We start from the raw sequence: 25,480 nt of genomic DNA on the forward strand, positions 1-25,480 counted from the left end.
CTCTGAAAAAATGCTGAATAAAATTCAAACAGGCTCTATAGCCTCTCTAAATATTTGCACTTGGCAACGAAATTACTGCCTCTATACGGCATCGCTTTTTATTTCATTCCGCGGTTTTTCAACATCGGTTCCAGTTGTGGTTCTGTACCGCGGAATTTCTTGTAAAGCATCATCGGATCTTCGCTGTCGCCTTTTTCGAGGACATTGCTACGGAAGAGTGTGGCTGTCTGCTTGTCGAAGATACCATTTTCTTTGAAGGCTTCGAAGGCGTCATTGTCCAGTACGTTCGCCCACGAGTAACTGTAGTAACCTGCGGCATAACCACCGATGATGTGATTGAAATAGGTGGTGCGGTAACGCGGAGCGATTTCCGGGATAAGTCCCAAACTGGTCATGGCGTCTTTTTCGTATTCCAGCACGTCCAGTCCTTTGGTGTCGGTCAGGTTGTGCAGGTTCATATCCAGAATGGCAGCGGCCAGCAGTTCGGTAGTCATGAAGCCTTGGTTGAAGGTCCTCTGGTTCAGGATCTTTTCGATCAGGCTGTCGGGGATGGTTTCGCCGGTCTGGTAATGTTTGGCATACATCTTCAACACTTCGGGTTCGGTAGCCCAGTGTTCGTTGATTTGAGAAGGCAGTTCTACGAAGTCGCGTGCTACGTTGGTACCGGAAGTGCCTTTGTAGGCACAGCGGGTCAGCAGTCCGTGCAGGGCATGACCGAACTCATGGAACAAAGTCTCCACTTCATCGATGGTCAGCAGGGAAGGCATATCGCCTACGGGCTGGGTGAAACTGCATACGTTGCATACCAGCGGACGGATGTCACCTTGCTGTTCGCGGTAGTTGCTCATCCATGCGCCTCCGCTTTTGCCCGGACGGGGGAAATAGTCTACGTAGAACACGCCCAGATGCGAGCCGTCTGCATCTTTCACCTCAAAGACTTCGACGTCGGGATGGTACACAGGGATACCGTCTAGCTTAGTCAGCGTGATGCCGTAGAGCTTGTTAGCGACACTGAAAGCACCTTCGCGCACATTCTCCAGCTTGAAGTAAGGTTTGATTTCGTCTTCTTCGAGGTTGTATTTCTCTTTGCGGAGTTTCTCGGTGTAATACCACCAGTCCCATGCTTCCAGTTTCTCGCCTTTGCTTTCTTTATCCATGATTTTCTGCAATTCTGCAGCTTCGGCTTTGGCCTTCGGCAGGGCATAGCTCCAGAGGTTATTCAGGAACTCTATGACCGTGGCTGAGTTTTTTGCCATCGTATTGTCCAGTACGAAGTTGGAGTAGCAATCGAAACCTAACAGTTTGGCTTTCTCAAGGCGCAGGCTGACGATGTCGGTTATGATTTTTTTGTTGTCGTTCTTGTCGTTGTTGTTACCGCGGTTGATGTAGGCTTTGTACATCTGTTCGCGCAAAGGGCGGTTTGCCGAATATTGCAGGAAGGGGATACGGCTGGCATTACCCAGTGTGAACAGCCATTTGCCCGGTTGCCCGTCTGCGCTTGCTTTCTCGGCTGCGCTCTGGCGGAACCATTCGGGCAATCCGGCAAGGTCTTCTTCCTTATCTATATACAGTTTGAAGGCGTTGTTCTCGTTCAGCACGTTGTCGCTGAATTTCAGACCTAATGTGGAGAGTTGCTTGTTGACTTCGCGCAGGCGTGCTTGTTTCTCGGCAGGAAGGTTGGCGCCGGAACGGACAAATCCTTTGTAGGTCTTCTCCAACAGACGTTGTTGTTCGATGGTCAGTTGCAAGGAATCTTTCTGCTGGTATACGGCGCTTACTTTCTTGAAGAGTTCCTGGTTCAGTGAGATGTTGTCGCTATGCTCGGACAAGGTGGGGGCGAGTTTGATGGATAGATCGTTCAGTCCGTCCGTTTTTTCCGCATCCGTCATATTATAGAAGATGGCACCGACGCGGTCGAGTATCGGCGAACTGTTGTCGAAGGCAACGATTACGTTCTCGAATGTCGGAGCTTCCGGGTTGTTTACTATGGCATCGATGTTCGTGTTCTGCTCTTCGATACCTTTCATGAAGGCAGGTTCGTAGTGTTCCAGTTTGATCTTGTCGAAAGGCGGTACACCATGTTCGTTCTGGAAATCGGTTAAGAACGGATTACTCTCCGTTTGCGTGGTACAGGAGTACATCATACAACTTGCTGCTAAAATTAGAATGGATTTTTTGAACATGATTAGATTTGATTTATAATTTATAATCTGCGATTTACGGTTTATGATTTATAATTCACGGTTTATGATTCATGGTTTATAATTTACGAATCCCCATTTCCCCTTTTCCATTTTTCATTTACTTTGTAAAATAACACCAGATAGGATAATGGTCGGATTCTTTTATCGAACGGTCTACGGTGCAATTATAAGATTTCAGATTTTTGCTTGCTAAGATATTGTCTATCCGGAAGTAGAACTTGTTTTGGTTGTAGGAGATACCGAGTCCGCACCCTGATTGGGTGAAGGCATCGTTCAGGTTTCGGCTGATGACACGGTGGGCATAGGAGATCGGAGTGTCGTTGAAGTCGCCGCATACGATGATGTAGGGATGCGGTGAAGAGGCTATCTCCCGTGCGATGCTGTCGGCTTGCGGCGAACGGAGGGCGGAAGCTTCTGCCAGTTTGCGGATAAGTAGGCGTGCACCGCTTTTCACTCTTTCCGTTTCGGGATCTTTGAACATTTCTTCGTACACCACTTTGTCCTCTTTGGTTAGTTTGTTGGACTCCAGATGGTTGTTGATTAACAGCAAAGTGTCTTCACCGATTTTCAATTCGTAGGCTATCGAACCATTGTATTCACTGGCATAATCCAGTTCATGCGCCGTGAGGATGGGGAACTTCGAATAGCAGGCAATTCGGTTGCTATGATTTTTTCCTTTACCTACGGTATGGATACGGTGATAGGGATAATCTTTCAATGCATTTTCCACATCTTTCTGCCTGAGATAGCGCGGCGATTCTATCGTCTGATACTCTTGCAGACACAGGATGTCGGCTCCGCTCTCTTTCAGGTAGTTCAGAATAGGATTCTCTCCCTCTTTCTTGACGGCTCCGTTGAATCCCATAATGTTGTACGACAACACTTTGAAACTTCCTTCCGGTACGTTCCGCGTATGGAAGTTGATGGGGAAGTACGTGTGGATCTGCGAATGGCAGAAGAGTAGGGCTGTCAGCGGAAGGAGTGCAAACTTATATTTCTGGATGATAAGCCAGAAGAGAAGGAAACAGATGTCTATCACCAGGAAAATGGGGAAAGTCAGTCCGAAACAGGACTCAACCGGATGGGCTACCGGCTTGATATGCGGGCTGTAGGCGGTGAGCAACAACAGACCTATAAAGAAAGTGTTGACCGCCAAAATCAGGTACGTGACGACTTTACCAATATGCTTTATCTTCATTTCCTTCTATTATTGTTTGCTCGCATCTATGTTTCTCTGCCTCTTATCGCTTCTCCACTCCATCGTTTCTCCGTATCTTGTCGTTTCTTCACATCCTGCCATTTCTTCACATCCTGCCATTTCTTCACATCCCATCGTTTGCTTGTATCCTATCGTTTGCTTGCATCAAACAGGCTCTTCTTCTCTTCCGTGGTCAGGCTGTCGTAGCCCGACTTTTTCAGTTTGTCGAGGATACGGTCTATCTCTTCGGATTGCGCCTTTCGGCGGGCGTTGTAATCGTAATCTTGCTGGCGGCTGTTGCCGTAGTGCACTTTCATTTTGGGTTTGCGGGGTTTGGCACTGAACAGCGCGGTGACACTATCCAGAAACTTGTTGATCCAAGCGGTCACGTCTCTTCCCTTGCTGATGCCGGAGGCAAACCATAGACCCGCCAGCGCACCACCCAGATGAGCGATATGTCCACCTCCATTGCTGGAAGTGACGAATAGCAAGTCCGTACCGATCACGATGAGCGCCAAATATTTCAGTCTTACCGTGCCGAACAGAAGCAGACGTATCGGATAGTTCGGTTCGCGGTAAGCCGTAGCGGCCACAATGGCAAGTACGGAAGCAGATGCACCCAGCATGAAGGAGTAGTCCACCATCGGGCGGAAATAGGGGAAGACGTTATACGCCGCCATGTACAGCAGTCCGCCGCACAAACCTCCCAAGACGTACACTCCGCGCAGGTGTTTCGCCGAGAACGACATGAGGAACAAAGCCCCGAACCAGTACAGCCATAACATGTTGAACAGAATATGCAGAAATCCCGCATGCATGAACATGTAAGTGAACAGCGACCAGGGCTGCAAGGCAAGCCGCGTTACAGAAGCCGGCAATTCCAGCCACTCGAACACGCCGCCAAGGCTGCGGTTGAACAATTGTAGCAGGACTTCCGTCAGTGTGGTGATGACAAAGACGCCGACGTTGATGTAAATCAGCTGGATATAGATATTCCCTCTGCGGAACGCCTCTTTAAGGTCAGTTATAATAGTAGTCATTTCCTCTGTCTTTTTTTCTCCAATACGTAATCAATATGAACCCGAATATCATTCCGCCCAGATGTGCGAAGTGGGCAACGTTGTCGTTCGGATTGTTGGCAAAGCCCGAATAGAGTTCAATCAGCGCATAACCTATCACGAAATACTTCGCCTTGATCGGGAACGGAAACGGAAAGATGAACAGCGGCTGGTTGGGGAACAGCATTCCGAATCCTAACAGGATGGCGTACACACTTCCTGAAGCTCCTACGGTCGGTACGTTGATCAGTGCGTTCAGGCTTGCCATGGCAGGGTCGGTGTAGTTCATGCTCTGATGCCATATTTTGGTTCCTTCTTGGTAGACGACGTCAATCATCTCCGGTGTCATTCCGGTTTCTACCGACCGGATGCGCAGGTAGACCACCAGCATGTTGATCAGTCCTGCACCGATGCCGCACATCATGTAGTAGGACAGGAATCGCCCCGGTCCCCAGACCTGCTCGAGGATACGGCCGAACATCCATACGGCAAACATATTGAAAAACAAGTGGGTGAATCCACCGTGCATGAACATGTAGGTGATGAACTGTGCGGCATTGAAGTCTTCGGAAAGGAAGAAATGAAGTCCTAAGTAATGGTCCAGATTGATGCCGTAGCTTGCAGCGACTATGGTCGCGAAGAAAACCAGGACGTTGATGATCAGTATGTTTTTTGTAACTGTCGGTATCGCATTCATACATTCTATTGTTTCAATTCGACAAAAATACGAATAATTTCTGTTCTATAACAGAAAAACAGTACCCTATTCCTTCTTTTTCGCGAAAAGAGAGCAGTTTTTTAATGTTTTTATTTGATATTCAGAATTGTTAGCGTCTTCGTGTCGGGTGGAAAGTTCTTTCTCTTTCCTTTCTTTTACCCTTTTTTGTTCTCGTTTTGTTTTCTTAGCCCGTCTTGTTCCCTATGCTCTTCTCTCTCTCGCGAGCGCGCATACATGAAAGTTTTGCACATTTTACCTACACCACCTACACCATCTGAGATATCTTGCTGTATAACAATGCTATATGATTGGTGTAGGCAGGGGTGTAGATACGGTGTAGGTAAATTTGCCTACACCACTTCCGGTTTGGACGTGTTTTCTTTCTTTCCCATGCTGTTTTTCTTGTTTTTTCCCAGTATTCATGTTTGCATCCGTTGGCTTCGGGCGGGAGTTATTTGTGATAACATCCTGTTTTTGTTCGGATAACCACGTATGTTCTTCCGATTGACCTCCGATGTTGTTTATATTTCCACATCCGTGGTTCATGTTCTCCACAGTCGTGGATTAGCTGTTCCACATCCGTGGAGAGCGTGAACCATAACTGTAGAGCAGCTGAACCACGACTGTGGCTGATTGATAATGAAGGATTCTATTGGATTGAAACATGGGATGAAAATGTATTAATCCATGGGAGTTATTGTGTCAAGTGCTGTGGCTGGTACAGATTGATTCATTGATTCAATCGCGACCGGATAGCGCATCGCGTATATTGCTGACACAACTTATTAATTTGTTGTGAGGCTGAAATTTGATAATTATTTTATCCGCGCCATATCCGAAACGCATCTGCTCCGTATCTTCTTCGTACAAAAGTACCTTTGCTTGGAGAAAGTACGGAGCAGATACGGAGCGGCGTCTGTTTTGATAAAGTTTTGACCCGAATTTATTCTAAAGCCGGTTCCGCTAACCGATTGTTTGGCAGGGTAGGCTGCATCCTGTTAATTTCAAAATTGATGGCATCTGAAATATGAGTGTTGTACTTAATTTAATGGAGTACTTTAAATAAACTCAACGTTAGAGATTACAGCTTAATTTACGAAAACTGCATTTTTTCATGAAATATCAATCTGTTTTTTCAATAAATAGACTATCTTTGCCATCTATGAAAAATATTTGTATCAAGAGGCATTTGTTTTCCTTTCTGCTAATTATTTGTGCAGCCTCGGCCGCCGCCTCAAAGCAGAACTTTGGAATGAACATTGATTCTATCCTTAAGGTATTGGACCGGGAGATAGAACAACGTGATGTATATGCGTCTCAAAAAGAACAGAAACTCTGTTTCCAGTCATGGTGCCACTACTGCCAACGTGAAACGCTACATCGATTACGCCTCCCTGCACGGCTTCGACGCCCTGTTGGTCGAAGGCTGGAACATCGGTTGGGAAGATTGGTTCGGCAACTCCAAAGATGAAGTCTTTGATTTCGTTACCCCTTATCCCGACTTCAATGTAGCCAAAATACGCGACTATGCCAAGCAGAAGGGGATCAAGATGATTATGCATCACGAGACTTCCGCTTCTATCCGCAACTACGAGCGCTGCATGGATGATGCCTACCGCTTTATGAAGGAGAACGGATATGACGCCGTGAAGAGCGGTTACGTGGGTAACATCATCCCCAACGGCCAGAACCACTACAACCAGTGGCAGGTGAACCATTACCTCTATGCCGTGAAGAAAGCAGCCGACTATAAAGTCATGGTCAACGCCCACGAAGCCGTACGCCCCACCGGCCTCTGCCGTACCTGGCCCAACCTCATCGGCAACGAGTCCGCACGGGGTACCGAGTATCAGGCATTCGGCGGCAGCAAGCCCAGCCATACTACCATCCTTCCCTTCACCCGTCTGATAGGAGGCCCGATGGACTACACGCCGGGTATCTTCGAGAATGATATCCATAAGCTGAATCCCGACAATCATTCCTGGGTCAACACTACACTGTGCAACCAACTCTCGCTCTACGTCACCATGTACAGCCCGTTACAAATGGCTGCCGACTTGCCGGAGAACTATGATAGATTCCTCGATGCTTTCCAGTTCATCAAAGATGTAGCCATAGACTGGGAAAAGAGTTGGTATCTGGAAGCCGAACCGATGGAGTACCTCACCATCGCCCGTAAGGCGAAAGGCAAAGACGAATGGTACATAGGCGGCACCAACGGCGAACAGCCGCGTACCTCGCAGGTAGACCTCAGCTTCTTGCCTGCTGGCAAGTATGTTGCCACCATCTACAAGGACGGAAAAGATGCCCACTATAAGGAGAATCCGCAGGCATACACCATCAGCAGCCAGAAAGTGACTCCTAAAACCCGCCTGAAAATTTGGACAGCTGCCGGAGGCGGATATGCCATCAGGATAACGAAGGCCGAATAATCGTAGGGCTGGAATACATCGAAGCGGCTTATACGCCGTTGCTTAAATCCTGCATTCGGCAGATGACCTCGGATTGTTCCCTTGAATACCAGTGAACAGTCTGCGGTTATCCGCCGAATCTGTATATTACGCGTTGCCTTTATCCTTATTTCTTATTCTTCTTGTTGTTCTTCTTCTTGTACTTTTTCCAAGACAAATATAGCAGGGCAGTGACATCAATCAAAGCCATGATACTTAATAGTGCTGTAAAGATATAGCTTATTACATTTTTATTGTTGAATGAGATCAAGCAAAATATGATCAGGAACAGGATATTGCTGACACAGCTTACTAATCTGTTGTGGAGGAGAAAATGAATAATCATTTCCGGAGTTGATCTTTGATTCTTTCTTTCCATAATCGGTCGAATTGAATAGTGGATAATTGAAAACTTTTTTCTGCAAAAGAAGCGGAATTGGGTTATTGGGCAAAAATTTGCTGTGTACAATTAGTGTACATTTGACAGGTGGGCAGTCCGAGTGGCCGTAGGTTTATGTGTGCGGGGCATCACAGCGCATGGATGAACTCATCCCATAACTTGGGAGTTCCCTTTTCCTGAAAGACTTTTTCGTATAATCTCCTTCGTGTGGCGGTGATCGCTTCCTTGGTATGGTTGGTCAGCTTGGCTATATCCGATGGCTGCATGTTTATCTTTATCAGAAGGCAGACTTGCAACTCGTGATTGCTGAAACTGTAGAATCTGTAGAGGCTTTCGGTAAAGTTATTGTATGTTTTATCCACGGCATCTTGCAATGCCTGCCAGTCGGAACTGCTTTTCGGGGTATCGATATTCCTTTTGAAACGGAGATAAATCTCTGAGTTCCGGAAGTTCGTTTCGGCCTGCTCCTGCTCATTCAAGGCTGTAGTTGCGGGCTTGTTGGTGCATAAGATGATGTGTTTCTGTTTTTGGAGTTGGGCTTGCAAGAGGGTGTTCGCATGGCTCGTGTCTTCTATCTTCCGTTCCAGTTCTTCAATTCTCTTTTGGCTCTCTTTGATAATCCGGTCGTTTTCCTGGCAGATATTTTCTTTAATGGTCTCAAGTTGTTGGGCGAATATTCTGTTTTGGTTTCTTTTTTGCCTGAGGTTGTCTATATAGGCATTCGAATGGATCAGTATCAGTATGCTGGCAATGGTGATGGCGGTGAGGCAGTTGTTCGAACTCTCCGTAGCCTCCTTCGGCTTGTCCTTACAAGAGCAGAGGACAAGTAGGAAAAAGAGGGGCAATATGGTTCGTATGGTCTGTTTCATAGCTTTTCTGAGACAAAAGTGCAGAATAAATATTGAATTAGCAAGAACTATTGGCAGAATTATTGGCTTGTTAAGCCCCTGTCCGCGTTGTATCCGAAACGCTTCTTCTCCGTACCTTCTCCGTACTTTCTCCGTGCAAAAGTACCTTTGCTTGGAGAAAGTACGGAGAAAATACGTAGAATACATGCTTCTGGCCGGGATTTCGGAGTTGTGTAACCAAGTGCCAAAGCCGTGAAAAACCGTGACTTGACATTAAAAATAAGCAGGCATATTTTGTACTGCTTCCGGTTTGAACTATCTTTGCACTCGGAAAATACTTTTAAATCATGAATATAGAAGATAAACTGGTAGTGTCCGTTGTCAATGGACTGAAGACGTTGTACGGACAAGATGTGCCTGCCGCACAGGTGCAACTGCAAAAAACAAAGAAAGAATTTGAAGGCCATCTCACGCTGGTCGTCTTTCCTTTCCTCCGCATGTCCCGAAAAGGACCGGAACAGACTGCGCAGGAGATTGGCGAATACCTGAAAGCCAATGAGCCTTCGGTAGCTGCATTCAATGTCATTAAAGGTTTTCTGAACCTGACTATCGCTTCTTCCGCCTGGATTGAACTGATGAACAGCATCCATGCCGACAAGCAGTATGGCATCGTGGCTGCTACGGATAATTCTCCGCTGGTTATGATTGAATATTCTTCGCCCAACACCAACAAGCCGCTCCACTTGGGACACGTGCGCAATAACCTGCTGGGCAATGCCCTCGCCAATATCGTTATGGCAAACGGCAACAAGGTCGTAAAGACGAACATCGTAAACGACCGCGGTATCCATATCTGCAAGTCCATGCTGGCATGGCTGAAGTATGGAAACGGTGAGACACCGGCATCTTCCGGTAAGAAGGGCGACCATCTGGTAGGCGACTACTACGTGGCTTTCGACAAGCACTTTAAGGCAGAAGTGGCGGAGCTTATGGCGAAAGGCATGACCAAGGAAGAGGCCGAGGCTGCTTCCCCCTTAATGAACGAAGCGCGTGAGATGCTGGTGAAGTGGGAAGCCGGAGACCCTGAGGTGCGTGCACTTTGGGCAAAGATGAATAACTGGGTGTACGAGGGATTCGATGAGACCTACCGTAAGATGGGTGTCAGCTTCGACAAGATATATTATGAGTCAAATACCTACCTCGAAGGGAAGGAGAAAGTGGTGGAAGGCCTTGAGAAAGGTTTCTTCTATCGAAAAGAGGATGGTTCCGTATGGGCGGACCTGACTCCCGAGGGACTGGACCACAAACTGTTGTTGCGTGCGGACGGCACGTCTGTGTACATGACGCAGGACATCGGTACCGCCAAGCTCCGTTTTGCCGATTATCCTATCGACAAGATGATCTACGTGGTGGGTAACGAGCAGAACTACCACTTCCAAGTACTTTCCATCCTGCTCGACAAGCTTGGTTTTGAGTGGGGAAAGAGCCTCGTGCATTTCTCATACGGTATGGTGGAACTGCCCGAAGGCAAGATGAAGAGCCGTGAAGGTACGGTGGTGGATGCTGACGACTTGATCGAAGAGATGGTGAAGACCGCCAAAGATACCTCCAACGAGTTGGGCAAGTTGGACGGACTGTCTCAGGAAGAGGCTGACGACATTGCCCGTATCGTCGGCTTGGGCGCGCTGAAATACTTCATCCTGAAGGTAGATGCACGCAAGAACATGACTTTCAATCCGAAGGAATCCATCGACTTCAACGGAAACACGGGACCGTTCATCCAATATACGTATGCACGTATCCAGTCCGTGCTCCGCAAGGCTGCGGAAGCAGGTATAGTCATACCGGAAGAGGTGCCTGCTGGCATCGAGTTGAGCGAGAAGGAAGAAGGTCTTATCCAGATGATGGCGGACTTTGCGGCAATCGTGAAGCAGGCAGGCGAAGATTACAGCCCTTCCATCATTGCCAACTATACCTATGACTTGGTGAAGGAGTACAATCAGTTCTATCATGATTTCAGCATCCTGCGCGAAGAGAATGAGGCAGTGAAGGTGTTCCGCCTTGCCTTGTCGGAAAATGTGGCGAAGATCGTTCGCCTCGGTATGGGACTGCTGGGCATCGAAGTGCCGGACAGAATGTAATCGAGCACCGATGTTGAGGCTTGCTTGTGCCTATAGAACGCAGGGCAGTGTTTTATAAATAATCGGTGAGGTGTGTCTAAAATGCAATGGCGCACCTCATAGGAAAAACACCCTGTAAAGATATTCAGCAAAGTATCTTAAGATACTTTGCCATGTATGTTTAGATACTTAGCCATGTATGTAAACATACTCAAGAATGCAAACAAGCATACTCAGAATGTAAATAAGCATATTCAGAATGCGGACAAGGTTACGTTTTTGCGAAACTTGTATAAACAATCAGCCTCGGAATGATGAATCCATACATTCCGAGGCTGATTGTTTATGAAACTCTGCTGCGCTTATGCCTTTTTCTTGGCATATTTGCCGCGCTTCGGTTTGGGAGATGCTGCGGCTTTCTCGCTTTGCAGTTTGATGATCTCCATACAGGCGTGCAGGTTCAAATCCTCCGGGACAATATCTTTGGGGATTTTGTAGTTGCTGCCTTTGTAGGCGATGTATGGACCGTACTTTCCGTTCATGATTTCCAGTTCCGGTTCTTCCTCGAACCTCTTGAGGTGCTTTTTCGCTTCCGCTTCCGCTTTCTTCTTTATCAGTTCCAAGGCTTCTTCCAGTTCGATTTCCATGGGGTCTGCATTTTTCGGAAGTGAGGTATAACCGCCGTTATAGTAGATATACGGTCCGAAACGTCCGGAGTTGACGGTCACTGTCTTTCCTTCATGCTTGCCGAGGGTACGGGGCAACTTGAACAGTTCCATTGCTTCTTCCAGTGTGATGGTTTCGATAGATTGTCCTTTCTTCAGGGGAGAGAAGCGGGGTTTCTCTTCATCTTCGGCACTACCTATCTGTACCACGGGACCGAAACGACCGATCTTCACTGAGACAGGCTTGCCGCTGACCGGGTCGTTTCCTAACGAACGTTCGCCTGTCTTGTGTGCACTCTTGGTGGCAAGGGTGGTCTCTACCGAGGGATGGAACGTCTGGTAGAACTTCTTCATGATGGTGGTCCATGCGGTATCGCCCTCAGCGATTTCATCGAACTGTTTCTCTACGCTTGCCGTAAAGTTGTAGTCCATGATGCTGGGGAAGTATTGTATCAGGAAGTCGGTGACCACCGTACCTGTGTCCGTAGGCAGCAGTTTAGCCTTTTCGGCTCCAGTGATTTCGGTGCGGGTGTCATCTGTAATTCCTTCTTTCAGCAGGGTAATGATGTTGTAGGAACGCTCTTCTCCGGTTTTGTCACCTTTCTCTACATACTCGCGTTGCTGGATGGTGGAGATGGTGGGGGCATAGGTGGAAGGGCGTCCGATGCCCAGTTCTTCCAGCTTGCGCACCAAGCTTGCCTCCGTGTAGCGGGGCGGATGTTGGGTGAAGCGTTCGGTTGCTGTAATATTCTGATACTGTAAGGTCTGTCCTTTTTTCAGCGGAGGCAGGAGGTTGCTTTCGTCTTCCTGCTCTACATCATCGTCGTAAGACTCTCTGTAGACACGCAGGAAACCGTCGAACTTCACGACCTCTCCCGATGCGTTGAAGGTCTCGGAGGCATTGCTGATGCTGATGGTTGCAGTGGTCTTTTCCAGTTCGGCGTCTGCCATTTGCGAAGCGATGGTACGCTTCCATATCAGGTCATACAGTTTCTTTTCTTGTGCACTGCCCTCTATCTGGGCGTTTTCCATATAGGTGGGACGGATGGCTTCGTGTGCTTCCTGTGCTCCTTTGGCTTTGGTATTGAAGTGGCGCGAGTACACATATTTGCTGCCCATCATGTTGGTGATGGCTTCTTTACTGCCGTTGATGGCATATTCAGACAGGTTTACAGAGTCGGTACGCATGTAGGTGATCTGTCCTGATTCGTAGAGACGCTGTGCCACCATCATGGTTTGTGCCACAGTGAAACCCAGTTTACGTGCGGCTTCCTGTTGCAGGGTAGAGGTGGTGAATGGTGCAGCCGGACTTTTCTTTATCGGGCGTGTTATGATATCTTCGATGGTGAATGTGGCCGACTGGCAGCTTTCCAGTAACTTCAGGGCTTCTGCCTTGGTCTTGAGGCGGTGGGCAAGTTCGGCTTTCATCTCTACCATTTTGCCGTCGGCATCGGGAACGAGGAATATGGCGCTGACCCGATAGGAAGCCTCGCTTTGGAAAGCATGTATTTCGCGCTCGCGTTCCACGATGAGGCGCACGGCTACCGACTGCACACGTCCGGCAGAGAGTGCGGGTTTTACTTTCTTCCAAAGTACGGGCGACAATTCGAAACCTACAATACGGTCGAGGATGCGGCGTGCCTGTTGCGCATTGACAAGGTTGATGTCGATGTCGCGCGGCTGTTCGATGGCTCTCAGTATGGCGGTTTTGGTGATTTCATGGAATACGATACGTTTGGTATGTTCCGGTTCCAACTTCAGGACTTCGTACAGATGCCATGCGATGGCTTCTCCTTCGCGGTCCTCATCGGAAGCCAACCAAATGGTATCAGCTTCTTTGGCTTCGGATTTCAGTGTCTTTACGAGTGCTTTTTTGTCTTCCGGAATTTCATAATCCGGTTCAAAATTCTTTTCAACATCAATACTGAACTCTTTCTTCTTTAAATCGCGTATATGACCGTAGCTGGAAAGGACTTTATAGTCTTTTCCCAAAAACTTCTCGATGGTTTTGGCTTTTGCCGGTGATTCGACAATGACAAGGTTTTTTGGCATAAATTTCTGTTTTATAGTGACTCTTGCACTGAATTTGCCGCAAAAGTAGGAAAAAACAATTGTTCCTCCTTATAATATATGGAGAATATATTCTTTTTTAGCAAAAATGATTTTTTTTGCCTGCTTATTTGTTAAAAACGAAAACTCACTCCCCCTACGAAATTAATGCCTTCAGTGGAGTACATTGGATAATACTGATACTCTTTGTTCAATAAATTATTTGCACGGGCATAAATGGAGATGTCTTTAAAAACTTCATAACTGCCGCCCAGGTACAAATTGCTGACCGGAGCTTCGCGTGTGCTTGTCGCCTTTTCGCGTGTGGCATGCTGATAGCCGAAGTTCACCAGTACGGAAGGAATAGGGCGGATGTCTACGTTGGCTTTGGCTTCGAAAGAGGGCATATAGGCAAGCATCCATTTCTGGCTGAGGCCGTCTTTGTCGGGTGTCTCCCAGTTGCGATACGTCCCTGACAGGGAGAAAGAAACGATGTCTTTATAACTGTAGCTTAATTCTGCGCCTGCGTAAAAGTTGTACATGTTTCCCTGATATAACCACAGATAAAATGATGAGTCGGTGAAGTCCATCTGTGTTCCATCGGAATACATGTAATATCCTATATTATGGGTAAGATTGTTTTTCAAATCCTGATATCCGCCATAGAGGTTAAACCACAGTCCTGTCATGGGGCTTGCCTTGAATCCGAGCGTGGCATTCAATTGCTCGTAGGTGGCATCCAGTTGCGTGTCTGTCTGACCGTATGGAGAAAAGGTTTCCAATGTGCGGAAGTCGTTCGAACGTCGTCCTCCCGTGGCACGGGCATAGAGCGTGTAGCTATCAGAGAAGGTGTATTGGGCGGTTATGTCGGGGGCTGCTTGGATTTTCTTGCCGAACCCGAAGGCAAAATCTACATGCGCACCAAGGCGGACCTTCCACTCGTCGTTCTCGTAGAGGTAATAAGGATTCAGTTCTACTGATGTGTAGTCGTCGAACCGGTTGTTCTTGTAGAACACGTTGTCCATCGCCAGATCTACTCCTACGGATTGTTCCTCGGAGATGGTACCGCTTGCACCGGCTTTAGTTCGTACCATTGCTTCTTGGGTATTCTTATATTTGGTGTCATGCTGGCGTTCGTAGAACATCAGGTTGGTTTCGGCGTGGAACTGAAGGGGCAACTCATCACTGGTCGATTTTACTCCGAAGTGTACATCACCCGACAGGAACTTCTGCTTGGAGTCCGTGCTATGGGGGCGGAAGTTGAAGTTGCTCACGCCAAAGTTGCCGGCTATGTCCAAATCTACTTTTCGGAAAGCATGTATGTAATCCATGCCGAAGTGCGTCCGGTAGTAGCGGGCATTCCATTTTTCTTCTGATTGTGGAAGGTGCAGTTTCCCGTTCATACCGTTTGCATGGAGATTGAGGTTCAGCTTGTCGCTGTTGGGCAGGATGAATAGGTAATTGGCACGGGCATCCAGATTGCCATAGTTCCCATAGCCTAACCGGGCATATCCGCGTTGGGCCTTCTGTTGCTCTTCTGTTTCGGTATAGGCTTGCATGAGGCCCGCCGGTATGTTTTCGGCAGGTGTGAGGGTGGCGTCATACTCCACGCTTTTCTTGCTGACCGTGGGAGGAACCACTTCGGGCAATACGTTTACTTTGGAAGCATCCATAATGTCAGGATTATACTTTTGCTCTACCGTGACCGTACGGCTTAGGGTGCTGTCTTTGGCTTGCGATTGGGCTTCTGCCCGGTTCGGGAAGGCTACGATGGCTAACATCCCGAAGAGATATTGTATCTTTTTCATAACGATTGTTCTACTTGCTACTAACTACTTTCTTATTTCAGTTTCTCCAGTCTTTCGTTGATCATCTGCTGGATGTCGTCGTCGGCTTGGTAATTCTGTTGCAGGCTCAACAGGTATTGGCGGGCATCCAGTTTCTTGTCGGTTGCGATGTACACATCGGCAAGGAGTACGAAGCTGCGTGCCAACCAGTAGGCATGCGGTGTGCTCTGTTCGATGAAGTCGAGTATCTCTTTTTCGGCGGCAGTATATTCTTCCGCATGGTATAACTGGAGGGCAACCAGATACTTGGCTTCGGCTCCATAGAGGGTACGGGTGTCTTTTGCCAATGTCTGGAAGTCGTTCATCGCTTTTTTGTCGGCGCGTTGGGCCAGGTAGGCTTTACCGCGGAAATAGAGGGCTTCGTTTTGTAGCTCCGGTGACAGCTTGGCTTCGGCAAGCAAGTCGGTGGCGGCGGCTATGGTCTCAATGTCGTCCTGCATCAGGGCGGCACTGCGAAGCATGCCGGTCGTTGCCAGTTGGCGTCGTCCGGCAGTTGTGGCTTTGGCCTTCAACTGCTTGTAGTCGGCAAGTGCCTGGTCATACTGTTTGCGGTTGAAGAGGATCTCCGCACGGGCTATGAGGGCTTCTTGCGAATAGGGGTTGTCGGGATATTCCAGCAGCTTGCCGGCGTGTTGCAGTACGGCTTCTTCGTCCTGCTGCTCTTTACCGATGATGCAGAGGTAATAGTGCGCATTGAGGCTGAATGCACCGTTGGGGAAACTTTGCAGGTAACGTGTGAAGCTCGACTGGGCGTTGGCGATATCTCCTTTCATGTACACCTTTTCGGCGGCGATGTAGGTCAGCGAGTCTTGCTCGCTGGCGTCGAAGCGGATCTCTTCCGGCATCTGGGCTGCCAGAGCGGCAAATTCGTCCACGCGGTTTGCATCTACATAGATGGACTTCAGGTCGCGCATGGCGAGGCGTGCTTCTTCACTGCCCGGATATTGGGTTATGACTTGCTTGTAGGCATCTATTGCGCGGTCGTATTCATCCAGCTGATAGTAGAGCAGTCCGGTTTCGGCGGCGGCTTTGCGGCTGACCGGGCTTTCGGGATATTTCTCCATCAACTCCTTGAATGTGGCTATTGCCTGGCGGCTGTTGCCGGTCTGCACGTACGAACGTCCTTTCTCGTAGAGGGCATTCACGGCGTATGGAGAGGTAGGGTATTTGCTTGCCAACCGGTTCAGCAGGGATACCTTTTCGCTATAATCTTTTTGCAGGCCGGCTACGAGTGCCAGCTGATAGCAAGAATAATCTCCGGCAGGGGTCTCCATATTCTCTGCTTTGGTGTAGTATTGTTTGGCTTCATCAAAGCGGCGTACATGCAGGTAGCAGTCGCCGATGCGGTTGCAGGCATCGGCAAGTGCGGTGGCATTTCCGCTCTTTTCCAGTTGGATGAACTTCTGGAAACGACTTTGGGCAAGGGGATAGTCTTTTTTATGGAAGGCGATGTACGCCAGGTTATAGTATGCCAATGCGTACGTCTCAGTGTCGCGGTCGGGGGTGAGGCTCAGATATTCGTTGAAGTTGGCGGCGGCTTCCTGCATCCGGTTCAGGCGGTAGTAAGACTCTCCGCGCCAGTAGATGGCATCGGCTTGCGTCTGTCGGTTATGTTTACCCAAGGCAACCGACTGGTTGAAGTAGTCGATCGCTTCGCGGAATTGAGTGTTGGCGAAGGATTGCGTGCCGAGGTGGAAGAGGATCTTCTGTTTAGCCTCGAGTATGGCGGTACTGGGGTGGGCGATGCGTTCGATGGAGGCGAGGGCGGCGGTGTAGCTGCGTGTGTTCATGTAGACTTCTACGAGGTAGCTGCTTGCTTTGTCCGCATATTGCGAATTGGGAAATTCGTTGAGGAATTTCTCGAAGACGGTGACCGACTCGCCAAAAGCAGAGTAGGAGGTCTCGTGGATGCAAAGGGCGTAGTTGTAGGAGGCTTGCTCTTTGATTTTCAGGTCGGCACTGGAGGCGGCAGCCTGTTCGAATGCCATGCGCGCCTTTGCCTTGTCTGCCATTTGCAGATACGCCAAACCCATGTGCAGGTAGGCATTCTGCGAGAGGGCGTCGTTCTCGGTGGTCACTTCGCCCAGGGCTGCGGCGACTTGCGAATATACGCCACACTGGTAGCGGGACATTCCCAGCATGTATAATGCATCCCTTCGGTGAGAGTCGGATTCGGTGTCAAGCTCCAGATACTGCTCGAAGGATTGGGTGGCTTCGTGATATTTTCCGAAATGGTATTGGGCTGTGCCGAGGATGCGGTACATTTCTGCCGTGTGCGCATGACTCATGCTGCTGGAATGGGCGGACAGTGCATTCTGCGCCACGATTTCCGCTTTGTCGTACTGTTTCTTCAAGAGGTAGATTTCGCCGATGTAGTAGGGGACAAGGTCTTTGTATTTGCCATTGTCCTGCAAGGACAAGAATCCTTTGAGGGCTTCGTCGTGGCGTTGCTGCGTGTAACGGATGTAAGAGAGGTAGTATGTGCAGTCTGCATTATATTTCCGGCTTGTGCTGCGTAGGGTTTCAAACCATATCGCGGCTTCTTTCACATTGCCCGTTTTCAGGTAGCAGGTGGCGAGGCGGTACGTCATGTCGTCGCGCTCTTCGCTGCCTAACAGGTCGAGGCGGGCGGAGTTGAGCAATGCCAAGGCGGCGTCATAATCCTTCCGGAAGAAGTAGACGGAGCCCATCAGTGCATATATGCGGTTGGCGTAAGGATTGTCGGGGTATCGGTCCAGATAAGCTTGCAGGATGTCGAGGCTTTTGCCGTCTTTCAGTTCGTAGGCGGCGCATGCCAGCATATATTCCGCTTCCATTCGTTCGCCGGCGTCGGGCACGGGATTGCCTTCGGCATCAGTCTGGCGTATGAATGACGTCAGGGGCGGAATAGCTGCTGCGTATGCTTTCTGTTGGAACAGGGATTGTCCTTCCTGATACAATCGTTGATGAGAAGTGATTCGTTCGCTGGTCTGTGCCGCTGCGAACAGGGGTGCGCAGCAGAGTGCCGTGCACAATATTCGTGAGAAATTATTCTTCATATTGCAACGTGTTTTTACAAAAGTACGGGTTTTGGACATAAAATGTTGCACTCGTTTGTCTTTTTTATGATATATGGGGGGTGATTACCGATTTGCCGATCGATCTGTTTCCCTCTTTTTTTTGTGAAAGATTCATTGCTTTCTTGCAGAACATTGAATGTTTTCTTGCAGAACATTGAATGTTTTCTTGTGAAAGATTTATTGTTTTTCTGTGATCTTTTCTACCTTTTCCTGTGGCATTTCCACTCTTTTCAGGAATATCTCCAGTCCTTTCCGAATGGAACCCAGTCCGAAGTCTTCTGTATGAATCTCCTTTATCGGCAGGAAAAAAAGGTCTGCGGCATCATCCATTGCCTTGTAGTGGAGCGTGTCGGCAACCGAGCAGCGGAAGAACATATCCAGCGTATGGACGGTAAATCCGGAGTATACGTACAGATTGGGCAAGGAAAAGAGATATTCAGCCTTTTTCACTTCCATGCCAGTCTCTTCTTTGACTTCGCGCGCTACGCCTTCTTCGCCAGTTTCCGCCATGTCGATGAAGCCGCCGGGCAAGTCCAGTGTCCCTTTGGCAGGTTCTTTGGCACGGCGGCACACCAGCAACTCGTTCCGTTCGTTCATGATCAGCGCCACAGTAGCGGAAGAGGGGTTGAAATAGTACACGAAGCCACAGTCGCAGCAACGTTTTGATTTCTCATTGTTGACCTCGAAATGCGCTGAGCCACACTTGGGGCAATGTTTGAATTGGGATAGGGGATGTTCCATAAAGTTTGTGAATGCCATAGTTTATACTTTCGTGGAAATGACTTCTTTGCAAAAGTACGAAATGTTCCTGATATGGCAATCGGGGAAGGAGATAATTGCAGAGGTATATATAAATAGGTGTGTACTTCCTCCGCTTCGGCAATCCGGTAAAGCCTCATTCCCTAATCCTGAAAGAACAAAATGTCAAAAACGTATGGACGAATGTTTTCCTGGCTGCGTATTTATTTGTATTTTTGGCGTGAGAAATATAAATCAGTGATTCTTAAGACACAGAATGCCTGCGAAACAGCGGAAGGACCGTCTTGCCAAACACGCCTCCTTGTCTCTATAGGCAAACTGTGAAGAACACCAAACAGGTATAAAAAACACTCTCTGAGCTATGGAAAACTTTGCCGCTATAGATTTTGAAACAGCCAACGAACAACGCACCAGCGTCTGTAGCGTCGGTGTGGTGATTGTGCGCGAAGGCGAATTTGTAGACAGCTACTACAGCCTGATCCGTCCCGAACCGGAATACTACACTTATTGGAACACCCGCGTGCATGGACTCACACTGGCGGATACGGCAAAAGCCCCCATATTCCCCTTTGTCTGGCAGGAGATAGAGCCGCTTATCGAAGGATTGCCGCTCGTTGCCCACAACAAGGGATTCGACGAAAGTTGCCTGAAGGCAGTCTTCAAGACTTACAATATGGATTATCCCGACTATGACTTCCACTGCACCCTGAGCACGGCACGCCGGCTGGTGAAAGGTTTACCCAACTACCAGTTGCACACCGTGGCGGCTTATTTCGGCTACGACCTGCAATGCCATCACCATGCATTGGCAGATGCAGAAGCCTGCGCATGGATTGCAAGGGAGATTATAGAGCCGTGACGGGTGCACAGTCCCATCCGCAAGAGAAGAATCCTGCTTGCAAGAAGTGTGCTCCTCGTTGGCAGAAGGAGATTTCGGGACGGCAAAGACACTACCGACTGGCAAGGAGAACAACAGAATCATGAAGAACAACAGAATCATCAAAGAAAGACAGATAATGAATATGGATTTAGCACAACTTACCACCGAAGTCCGACGTATCGCGATGGATGCAGGAAGATTTCTGAAGGAAGAGCGGAAGAACTTCTGCCTTGAGAGCGTGGAAAAGAAACATGCGCACGACTATGTATCCTATGTAGACAAGGAATCGGAAAAGCAAATCGTTGCCGCACTCTCGGCACTGTTGCCCGAAGCCGGGTTCATTACGGAGGAAGGCTCGGCGACCTACCGCGACGAACCCTACTGCTGGGTTGTGGACCCGCTGGACGGGACGACCAATTTCATTCATGACAATGCGCCCTATTGCGTATCCATAGCCCTTCGCTCTAAAGAAGAACTGCTGCTGGGTGTAGTCTACGACCCTTGTCGCAACGAATGTTTCTACGGTTGGCAGGGCGGTGGTGCCTACGTAGACGGCAGGCGGATGCAGGTCTCCGCCGTCGGGCAGATGGAAGATGCCTTTCTGGTGGTCGAGTTGCCTTACAACTCGCAGCAATATGCCCGCACGGGCGAACATCTGATACACAACTTATATGGCAAGGTAGGCGGCATACGCATGACCGGTTCCGCAGCCTTGGCCATCTGTTACGTGGCTGCCGGACGGTTTGATGCGTGGGCAGAGGCCTTCATCGGCAAGTGGGACTATTCGGCTGCGGCATTGCTTGTGCAGGAAGCAGGCGGCAAAGTGACCGACTTCTATGGCGGCGAGAACTTCATTGAAGGGCATCACATCATTGCCACGAACGGTTTGCTACATCAGGAATTGCAGGAACTGATACGCCAAGCCTATCCGCTGGGAATGTGAATTCGAAACAAACTTATCCAATGAAACCACTTATCCAATGAAACAAGTCCATTCCATGAAAAGCACAATGCGAAATTATCTGAAAACTCTGTCGCATCTCTTCTTCCCGTGCCATTGCGTCGTTTGCGGGACACCGCTTGCAGAGAGCGAAGAAGCAATCTGCACCCGTTGCAACATGGACATGCCGCGTACGGATTACCATAAGATAAAAGACAATCTCGTAGAACGCATGTTCTGGGGGAAGATACCCTTAGAACGCGCCACCTCCTATTTCTTTTACCGCAAGGGAGGAGATTTCCGCCGAGTTCTACATCGGCTCAAGTATGGCGGGCAGAAAGAGCTGGGAGAGATAATGGGGCGTTTCATGGCGGCGGAGTTGCAGTCTGAGAACTTCTTCGTGGGCATTGATGTCATCGTTCCCGTCCCCTTGCACTCTTGCAAGCAGAAAGTCCGCGGATACAATCAAAGCGAATGGATAGCCCGCGGAATATCTCGCGTGTCGGGAATCCCTGTGGACGCATCTGCCGTGATACGTGAGCGGAATACGGAAACGCAGACGCATAAGTCCGCCTACATGCGTTGGGAAAACGTTGGAGGAGTCTTCCGGTTGCATCATCCGGAGGCCTTTGTGGGAAGACATGTGCTGATTGTGGATGATGTGCTGACCACCGGTTCTACCACTACCGCCTGTGCCGATGCTTTCCGTGGAGTAGAAGGGATACGCATCAGCATACTGACGTTGGCAAAGGCGGAGGCGTGAGTCTGAAGACCCTCTTCCAAGGAGCGGATAGCTCCTCTTGCGGAACCGGTTGATTTGTTCCGCGGGACGGATATTTTCGTCTCACGAGCTGAAAAAATTCGTCCCATGAGCCGAAAAAAATCGTCTCACGAGACGGATTTATTTGTCTCACGAGCTGATTTTCTTCGGCTTGAACTGATTTTCTTTGCCTCACGGGCTGGTTTCTTTCATCTTATGGAATGGTTTTCTTTGCCTTACAAACCGATTTCTTTTCTCTTGCGGTGGAACGGCGACTTCTTCTAATCCCGATAGAAGTCCGGCTTGCCATACAAAAAGTCCGCCGCCTTCCTGAAACTTCCGCCCTTATGAAACTGTGGGTCTACGTGGACTTTTTAAATCGGCTGACCCTCTTCAACGGAATCTGCCGTCTTCTTCTTTTCGGAGAGGAGGAAAAAGAAAAAGGTCCGTCTGCATGACGAACCTTTTCTGCTCTTCCTCTTGGACTTGAACCAAGGACCCTCTGATTAACAGTCAGATGCTCTAACCGACTGAGCTAAGGAAGAATATACATTTGATTTCTTTTGCTCTTCCTCTTGGACTTGAACCAAGGACCCTCTGATTAACAGTCAGATGCTCTAACCGACTGAGCTAAGGAAGAATATACATTTGATTTCTTTTGCTCTTCCTCTTGGACTTGAACCAAGGACCCTCTGATTAACAGTCAGATGCTCTAACCGACTGAGCTAAGGAAGAATCTTGTTTTTTTCTCAAATGCGCTGCAAAAGTAATAGGATATTTTGAAATATGCAATATCTTTGCAAAAAAAAAATCGAAATGGATAAAATAATTGGTATGGGCAACGCCCTTGTTGACGTTCTTGCTACGCTGAACGACGACCATCTCCTGAAAGAAATGGATTTGCCAAAAGGCAGCATGACACTGATAGACGAGAATAAACTGCAGATAATAAACGAATGTTTCAGCCGGATGGAAACCCATCTTGCCACCGGAGGATCGGCGGGAAATGTCATCCGCGGACTGGCATGTCTTGGGGCAGGGACGGGTTTCATTGGCAAAGTAGGCAATGATGCATACGGAAAGTTCTATAAGGAGAGCCTGCTGGAGCGGGAGACGGAAGCGGAACTGCTGGTTTCTGCCGAACTGCCTTCGGGTGTGGCATCTACCTTCATATCGCCCGACGGAGAGCGGACGTTCGGAACCTATCTGGGTGCTGCTTCTACGCTGAAGGCGGAAGAACTCTCGATAGAGATGTTCAGGGGATATACCTATCTGTTTATCGAGGGGTACCTGGTGCAAGACCACGACATGATACTGCGCGCCATCGAACTGGCAAAGGAAGCGGGTTTGCAGGTGTGCCTGGACATGTCAAGCTATAACATTGTGGAACAGGATCATGATTTCTTCTCCTTATTAATAAACAAATATGTCGATATCGTGTTTGCCAATGAGGAGGAAGCGCGCGCCTTCACCGGAAAAGAACCGCAAGAGGCTGTAGACGTGATAGCCAAGATGTGCAGCATAGCCATTGTGAAGATGGGAGCAAAAGGAGCACTCATACGCAAGGGTACGGAAGAAGTGCAGGTGGAGGCGGTAGTCGTAGACAAGGTGGCGGACACCACCGGAGCGGGCGATTACTTCGCGGCAGGTTTCCTCTACGGACTGACCTGCGGCTATTCTCTGGAGAAATGCGGCAAGACGGGTGCCGTCCTGTCGGGAAACATCATCCGGGTGATTGGAGCAGAGATGCCTGCCGATTGGTGGGAAGGCATCAAGGCAAGAATCGGCGAACTATAAACGGATAAATCGGTAAATTAAGAATCAGTGAGTTATGAAGAGATTTCTGAAAATACGTTGGATTGCTGCCTGTGCGCTGGCTGTGGCGGCGGTCGTTTTTTGGGGATTCAAAAGTGGAGATGACCGCAACTTCCAGGTTGCGAAGAACATAGATATATTCAATTCCATAGTGAAAGAACTGGATATGTTCTACGTCGATACGCTGGATCCGAACAAGACCATACGTGAAGGCATCGACGCCATGCTATATTCGTTGGATCCCTATACGGAGTATTATCCGGAAGAGGATAGGGGCGAGTTGGAACAAATGCTGAAAGGTTCGTACGGAGGCATAGGCTCCATCATCCGTTACGAGCCGAAGTTGAAACATACGGTGATCGCGGAACCTTACGAGAATATGCCCGCCGCAGAAGTGGGACTGAAAGCCGGCGATATCTTGCTGGAGATAGACGGGCAGGACTTGACGGGAAACACGGATGTAAGCAAGATGCTGCGCGGACAAGTGGGCACGAGCTTCCAGCTGAAGGTAGAGCGTCCGGGAGAGGAGAAGCCGCTGGAGTTTACAGTGGTGCGTAAGAGTATCCAGTTGCCGCTTATCCCTTATTATGGCAAGCTGGACGGTCAGGTGGGCTATATCAATCTGAGCACTTTCTCGGGCAATCCCTCCAAGGATTTCAAGAATGCTTTTCTCGATCTGAAGAAGCAGGGCATCACTTCACTGGTGATCGACCTGCGCAACAATGGCGGAGGACTGCTGGAAGAGGCTGTGGAGATAGCCAATTTCTTCCTGCCCCGCGGCAAGATGATTGTGACCACGAAGGGTAAGATCAAGCAGGCAAGCAACAGCTACAAGACTTTGCGCGAACCGCTGGATACGGACATCCCGCTGGCTGTACTGGTGAACAGTGGCACGGCTTCGGCTTCGGAAATCTTGGCTGGCGCTTTGCAAGACTATGACCGGGCAGTGATTGTAGGTAATCGTACGTTCGGAAAAGGACTGGTGCAGGTGCCTCGTCCGTTGCCATACGGCGGTACGATGAAGGTGACCACTTCTAAGTACTACATCCCCAGTGGCCGCTGCGTGCAGGCGATAGACTACAAACACCGTAATCCGGACGGCAGTGTAGGGCGTATCCCCGACAGCTTGACCACGGTGTTCCATACGGCTGCCGGTCGTGAAGTGCGTGACGGTGGTGGTGTGACGCCCGATGTATCGGTGAAACAGGACAAGTTGCCGAACATCCTGTTCTATCTGGTCAACGATAATCTGATATTCAATTATGCAACGCAATATTGCTTGAAGCATACTTCGATCGCTCCTCCTGAGAAGTTTGAAGTGACCGACGCCGATTACGCCGACTTTAAAGAGATGGTGAAGAAGGCGGACTTCAAGTACGACCAGCAGAGTGAGAAGATCTTGAAGAGCCTGAAAGAGATGGCTGAATTTGAAGGATACCTTGCCGATGCTTCCGAAGAGTTCACCGCGCTTGAGCAAAAGCTCTCCCATAACCTGGACCGCGATCTTGATTATTTCGCAAAGGAGATTAAGAATATGATTGCACAAGAGATCGTGAAGCGTTATTATTTCCAGCGTGGCGGCATCGTTCAGCAACTGAAGGACGACAATGACTTGAATGAGGCGGTGAAAGTGTTGGGCGATCTTACGAAATATAAAGAGATGCTTGGCGTGCCGGTTGCAGCAAAGTAGATTGGTGGTCGGATAATCGC

General features: G+C 48.9%; 16 protein-coding genes and 3 tRNA genes. 7 read left to right on the forward strand and 12 right to left on the reverse strand.

Annotation, left to right across the window (positions count from 1 at the left end; all coding sequences use genetic code 11):
* Positions 1-98 precede the first annotated feature (98 nt).
* The 4 genes from QZ323_RS00530 to QZ323_RS00545 all read right to left on the reverse strand — a co-directional run bounded on the left by QZ323_RS00530 (position 99) and on the right by QZ323_RS00545 (position 5,157).
* Entirely contained in the window at positions 99-2,183 is a 2,085-nt protein-coding gene (locus QZ323_RS00530) for a M3 family metallopeptidase (RefSeq protein WP_294631921.1), read from the reverse strand.
* A gap of 118 nt (positions 2,184-2,301) precedes the next feature.
* Complete coding sequence (locus QZ323_RS00535; protein ID WP_294632006.1) at positions 2,302-3,396, reverse strand: endonuclease/exonuclease/phosphatase family protein; 1,095 nt, start codon at positions 3,394-3,396, stop codon at positions 2,302-2,304.
* A 155-nt stretch (positions 3,397-3,551) separates the two neighbouring features.
* Positions 3,552-4,442 (reverse strand): rhomboid family intramembrane serine protease, encoded by an 891-nt coding sequence (locus tag QZ323_RS00540; RefSeq protein WP_294631923.1) that lies wholly within the window; start codon positions 4,440-4,442, stop codon positions 3,552-3,554.
* On the reverse strand, positions 4,423-5,157 hold the full coding sequence (locus tag QZ323_RS00545) for a rhomboid family intramembrane serine protease (RefSeq protein ID WP_294631926.1): 735 nt from the start codon (positions 5,155-5,157) through the stop codon (positions 4,423-4,425). The genes QZ323_RS00540 and QZ323_RS00545 overlap by 20 nt, the downstream gene beginning before the upstream one ends.
* Positions 5,158-6,479: 1,322 nt before the next feature.
* On the opposite strand from QZ323_RS00545, the gene QZ323_RS00550 reads away from it, so the two are divergent.
* Complete coding sequence (locus tag QZ323_RS00550) at positions 6,480-7,610, forward strand: glycoside hydrolase family 97 catalytic domain-containing protein (RefSeq protein ID WP_294631927.1); 1,131 nt, start codon at positions 6,480-6,482, stop codon at positions 7,608-7,610.
* A gap of 546 nt (positions 7,611-8,156) precedes the next feature.
* Here QZ323_RS00550 and QZ323_RS00555 read toward each other — a convergent pair.
* Positions 8,157-8,897 (reverse strand): hypothetical protein, encoded by a 741-nt coding sequence (locus QZ323_RS00555; protein WP_294631929.1) that lies wholly within the window; start codon positions 8,895-8,897, stop codon positions 8,157-8,159.
* A gap of 326 nt (positions 8,898-9,223) precedes the next feature.
* Here QZ323_RS00555 and argS point away from each other — a divergent pair, with 326 nt between their 5' ends.
* Entirely contained in the window at positions 9,224-11,017 is a 1,794-nt protein-coding gene (gene argS / locus QZ323_RS00560; RefSeq protein ID WP_294631931.1) for an arginine--tRNA ligase, read from the forward strand.
* A 341-nt stretch (positions 11,018-11,358) separates the two neighbouring features.
* On the opposite strand, the gene topA is transcribed toward argS, so the two are convergent.
* From topA to QZ323_RS00580, 4 genes are all read right to left on the reverse strand, one after another.
* The gene (topA, locus tag QZ323_RS00565; protein ID WP_294631933.1) at positions 11,359-13,713 is read right to left on the reverse strand and encodes a type I DNA topoisomerase; all 2,355 of its coding nucleotides are present in this window, start codon (positions 13,711-13,713) and stop codon (positions 11,359-11,361) included.
* A gap of 131 nt (positions 13,714-13,844) precedes the next feature.
* Positions 13,845-15,518, reverse strand: coding sequence for a TonB-dependent receptor (locus QZ323_RS00570; RefSeq protein WP_294631935.1), 1,674 nt, complete (start codon positions 15,516-15,518; stop codon positions 13,845-13,847).
* Between the two features lie 32 nt (positions 15,519-15,550).
* Positions 15,551-18,595 carry a tetratricopeptide repeat protein gene (locus QZ323_RS00575; RefSeq protein ID WP_294631937.1) on the reverse strand — a complete coding sequence of 1,015 codons (3,045 nt, stop codon included), beginning with the start codon at positions 18,593-18,595 and terminating at the stop codon, positions 15,551-15,553.
* 198 nt (positions 18,596-18,793) lie between these two features.
* The gene (locus QZ323_RS00580) at positions 18,794-19,357 is read right to left on the reverse strand and encodes an NUDIX domain-containing protein (RefSeq protein WP_294631938.1); all 564 of its coding nucleotides are present in this window, start codon (positions 19,355-19,357) and stop codon (positions 18,794-18,796) included.
* Positions 19,358-19,736: 379 nt separating this feature from the next.
* Between QZ323_RS00580 and QZ323_RS00585 the strand changes: the two genes are divergently transcribed.
* The 3 genes from QZ323_RS00585 (at position 19,737) to QZ323_RS00595 (ending at position 21,958) form a co-directional block, all read left to right on the forward strand.
* On the forward strand, positions 19,737-20,234 hold the full coding sequence (locus tag QZ323_RS00585) for a 3'-5' exonuclease (protein ID WP_294631940.1): 498 nt from the start codon (positions 19,737-19,739) through the stop codon (positions 20,232-20,234).
* Positions 20,235-20,397: 163 nt separating this feature from the next.
* A complete protein-coding gene (locus tag QZ323_RS00590) occupies positions 20,398-21,198 on the forward strand; it encodes an inositol monophosphatase family protein (RefSeq protein ID WP_294632008.1) in 801 nt (266 codons plus the stop codon).
* Positions 21,199-21,253: 55 nt separating this feature from the next.
* Entirely contained in the window at positions 21,254-21,958 is a 705-nt protein-coding gene (locus tag QZ323_RS00595; protein ID WP_294631942.1) for a ComF family protein, read from the forward strand.
* Positions 21,959-22,426: 468 nt separating this feature from the next.
* On the opposite strand, the gene QZ323_RS00600 is transcribed toward QZ323_RS00595, so the two are convergent.
* The 3 genes from QZ323_RS00600 to QZ323_RS00610 all read right to left on the reverse strand — a co-directional run bounded on the left by QZ323_RS00600 (position 22,427) and on the right by QZ323_RS00610 (position 22,690).
* A tRNA-Asn gene (locus tag QZ323_RS00600) sits at positions 22,427-22,500 on the reverse strand.
* A gap of 21 nt (positions 22,501-22,521) precedes the next feature.
* Positions 22,522-22,595, reverse strand: a tRNA-Asn gene (locus QZ323_RS00605).
* A 21-nt stretch (positions 22,596-22,616) separates the two neighbouring features.
* A tRNA-Asn gene (locus QZ323_RS00610) sits at positions 22,617-22,690 on the reverse strand.
* Between the two features lie 81 nt (positions 22,691-22,771).
* Here QZ323_RS00610 and QZ323_RS00615 point away from each other — a divergent pair.
* Positions 22,772-23,752 (forward strand): adenosine kinase, encoded by a 981-nt coding sequence (locus QZ323_RS00615; RefSeq protein ID WP_294631944.1) that lies wholly within the window; start codon positions 22,772-22,774, stop codon positions 23,750-23,752.
* Between the two features lie 34 nt (positions 23,753-23,786).
* Complete coding sequence (locus QZ323_RS00620) at positions 23,787-25,460, forward strand: S41 family peptidase (RefSeq protein WP_294631946.1); 1,674 nt, start codon at positions 23,787-23,789, stop codon at positions 25,458-25,460.
* Positions 25,461-25,480: the final 20 nt, after the last annotated feature.

Source organism: uncultured Bacteroides sp. (assembly GCF_910585845.1).
Taxonomy (GTDB): domain Bacteria; phylum Bacteroidota; class Bacteroidia; order Bacteroidales; family Bacteroidaceae; genus Bacteroides.

Coding starts and splice junctions, on each gene's coding strand:
- QZ323_RS00530 (WP_294631921.1), bottom strand. CDS start 2,183: ATGTTCAAAAAATCCATTCTAATTTTAGCAGCAAGTTGTATGATGTAC.
- QZ323_RS00540 (WP_294631923.1), bottom strand. CDS start 4,442: ATGACTACTATTATAACTGACCTTAAAGAGGCGTTCCGCAGAGGGAAT.
- QZ323_RS00545 (WP_294631926.1), bottom strand. CDS start 5,157: ATGAATGCGATACCGACAGTTACAAAAAACATACTGATCATCAACGTC.
- QZ323_RS00555 (WP_294631929.1), bottom strand. CDS start 8,897: ATGAAACAGACCATACGAACCATATTGCCCCTCTTTTTCCTACTTGTC.
- argS (WP_294631931.1), top strand. CDS start 9,224: ATGAATATAGAAGATAAACTGGTAGTGTCCGTTGTCAATGGACTGAAG.
- topA (WP_294631933.1), bottom strand. CDS start 13,713: ATGCCAAAAAACCTTGTCATTGTCGAATCACCGGCAAAAGCCAAAACC.
- QZ323_RS00570 (WP_294631935.1), bottom strand. CDS start 15,518: ATGAAAAAGATACAATATCTCTTCGGGATGTTAGCCATCGTAGCCTTC.
- QZ323_RS00575 (WP_294631937.1), bottom strand. CDS start 18,595: ATGAAGAATAATTTCTCACGAATATTGTGCACGGCACTCTGCTGCGCA.
- QZ323_RS00580 (WP_294631938.1), bottom strand. CDS start 19,357: ATGGAACATCCCCTATCCCAATTCAAACATTGCCCCAAGTGTGGCTCA.
- QZ323_RS00585 (WP_294631940.1), top strand. CDS start 19,737: ATGGAAAACTTTGCCGCTATAGATTTTGAAACAGCCAACGAACAACGC.
- QZ323_RS00590 (WP_294632008.1), top strand. CDS start 20,398: ATGGATTTAGCACAACTTACCACCGAAGTCCGACGTATCGCGATGGAT.
- QZ323_RS00595 (WP_294631942.1), top strand. CDS start 21,254: ATGAAAAGCACAATGCGAAATTATCTGAAAACTCTGTCGCATCTCTTC.
- QZ323_RS00615 (WP_294631944.1), top strand. CDS start 22,772: ATGGATAAAATAATTGGTATGGGCAACGCCCTTGTTGACGTTCTTGCT.
- QZ323_RS00620 (WP_294631946.1), top strand. CDS start 23,787: ATGAAGAGATTTCTGAAAATACGTTGGATTGCTGCCTGTGCGCTGGCT.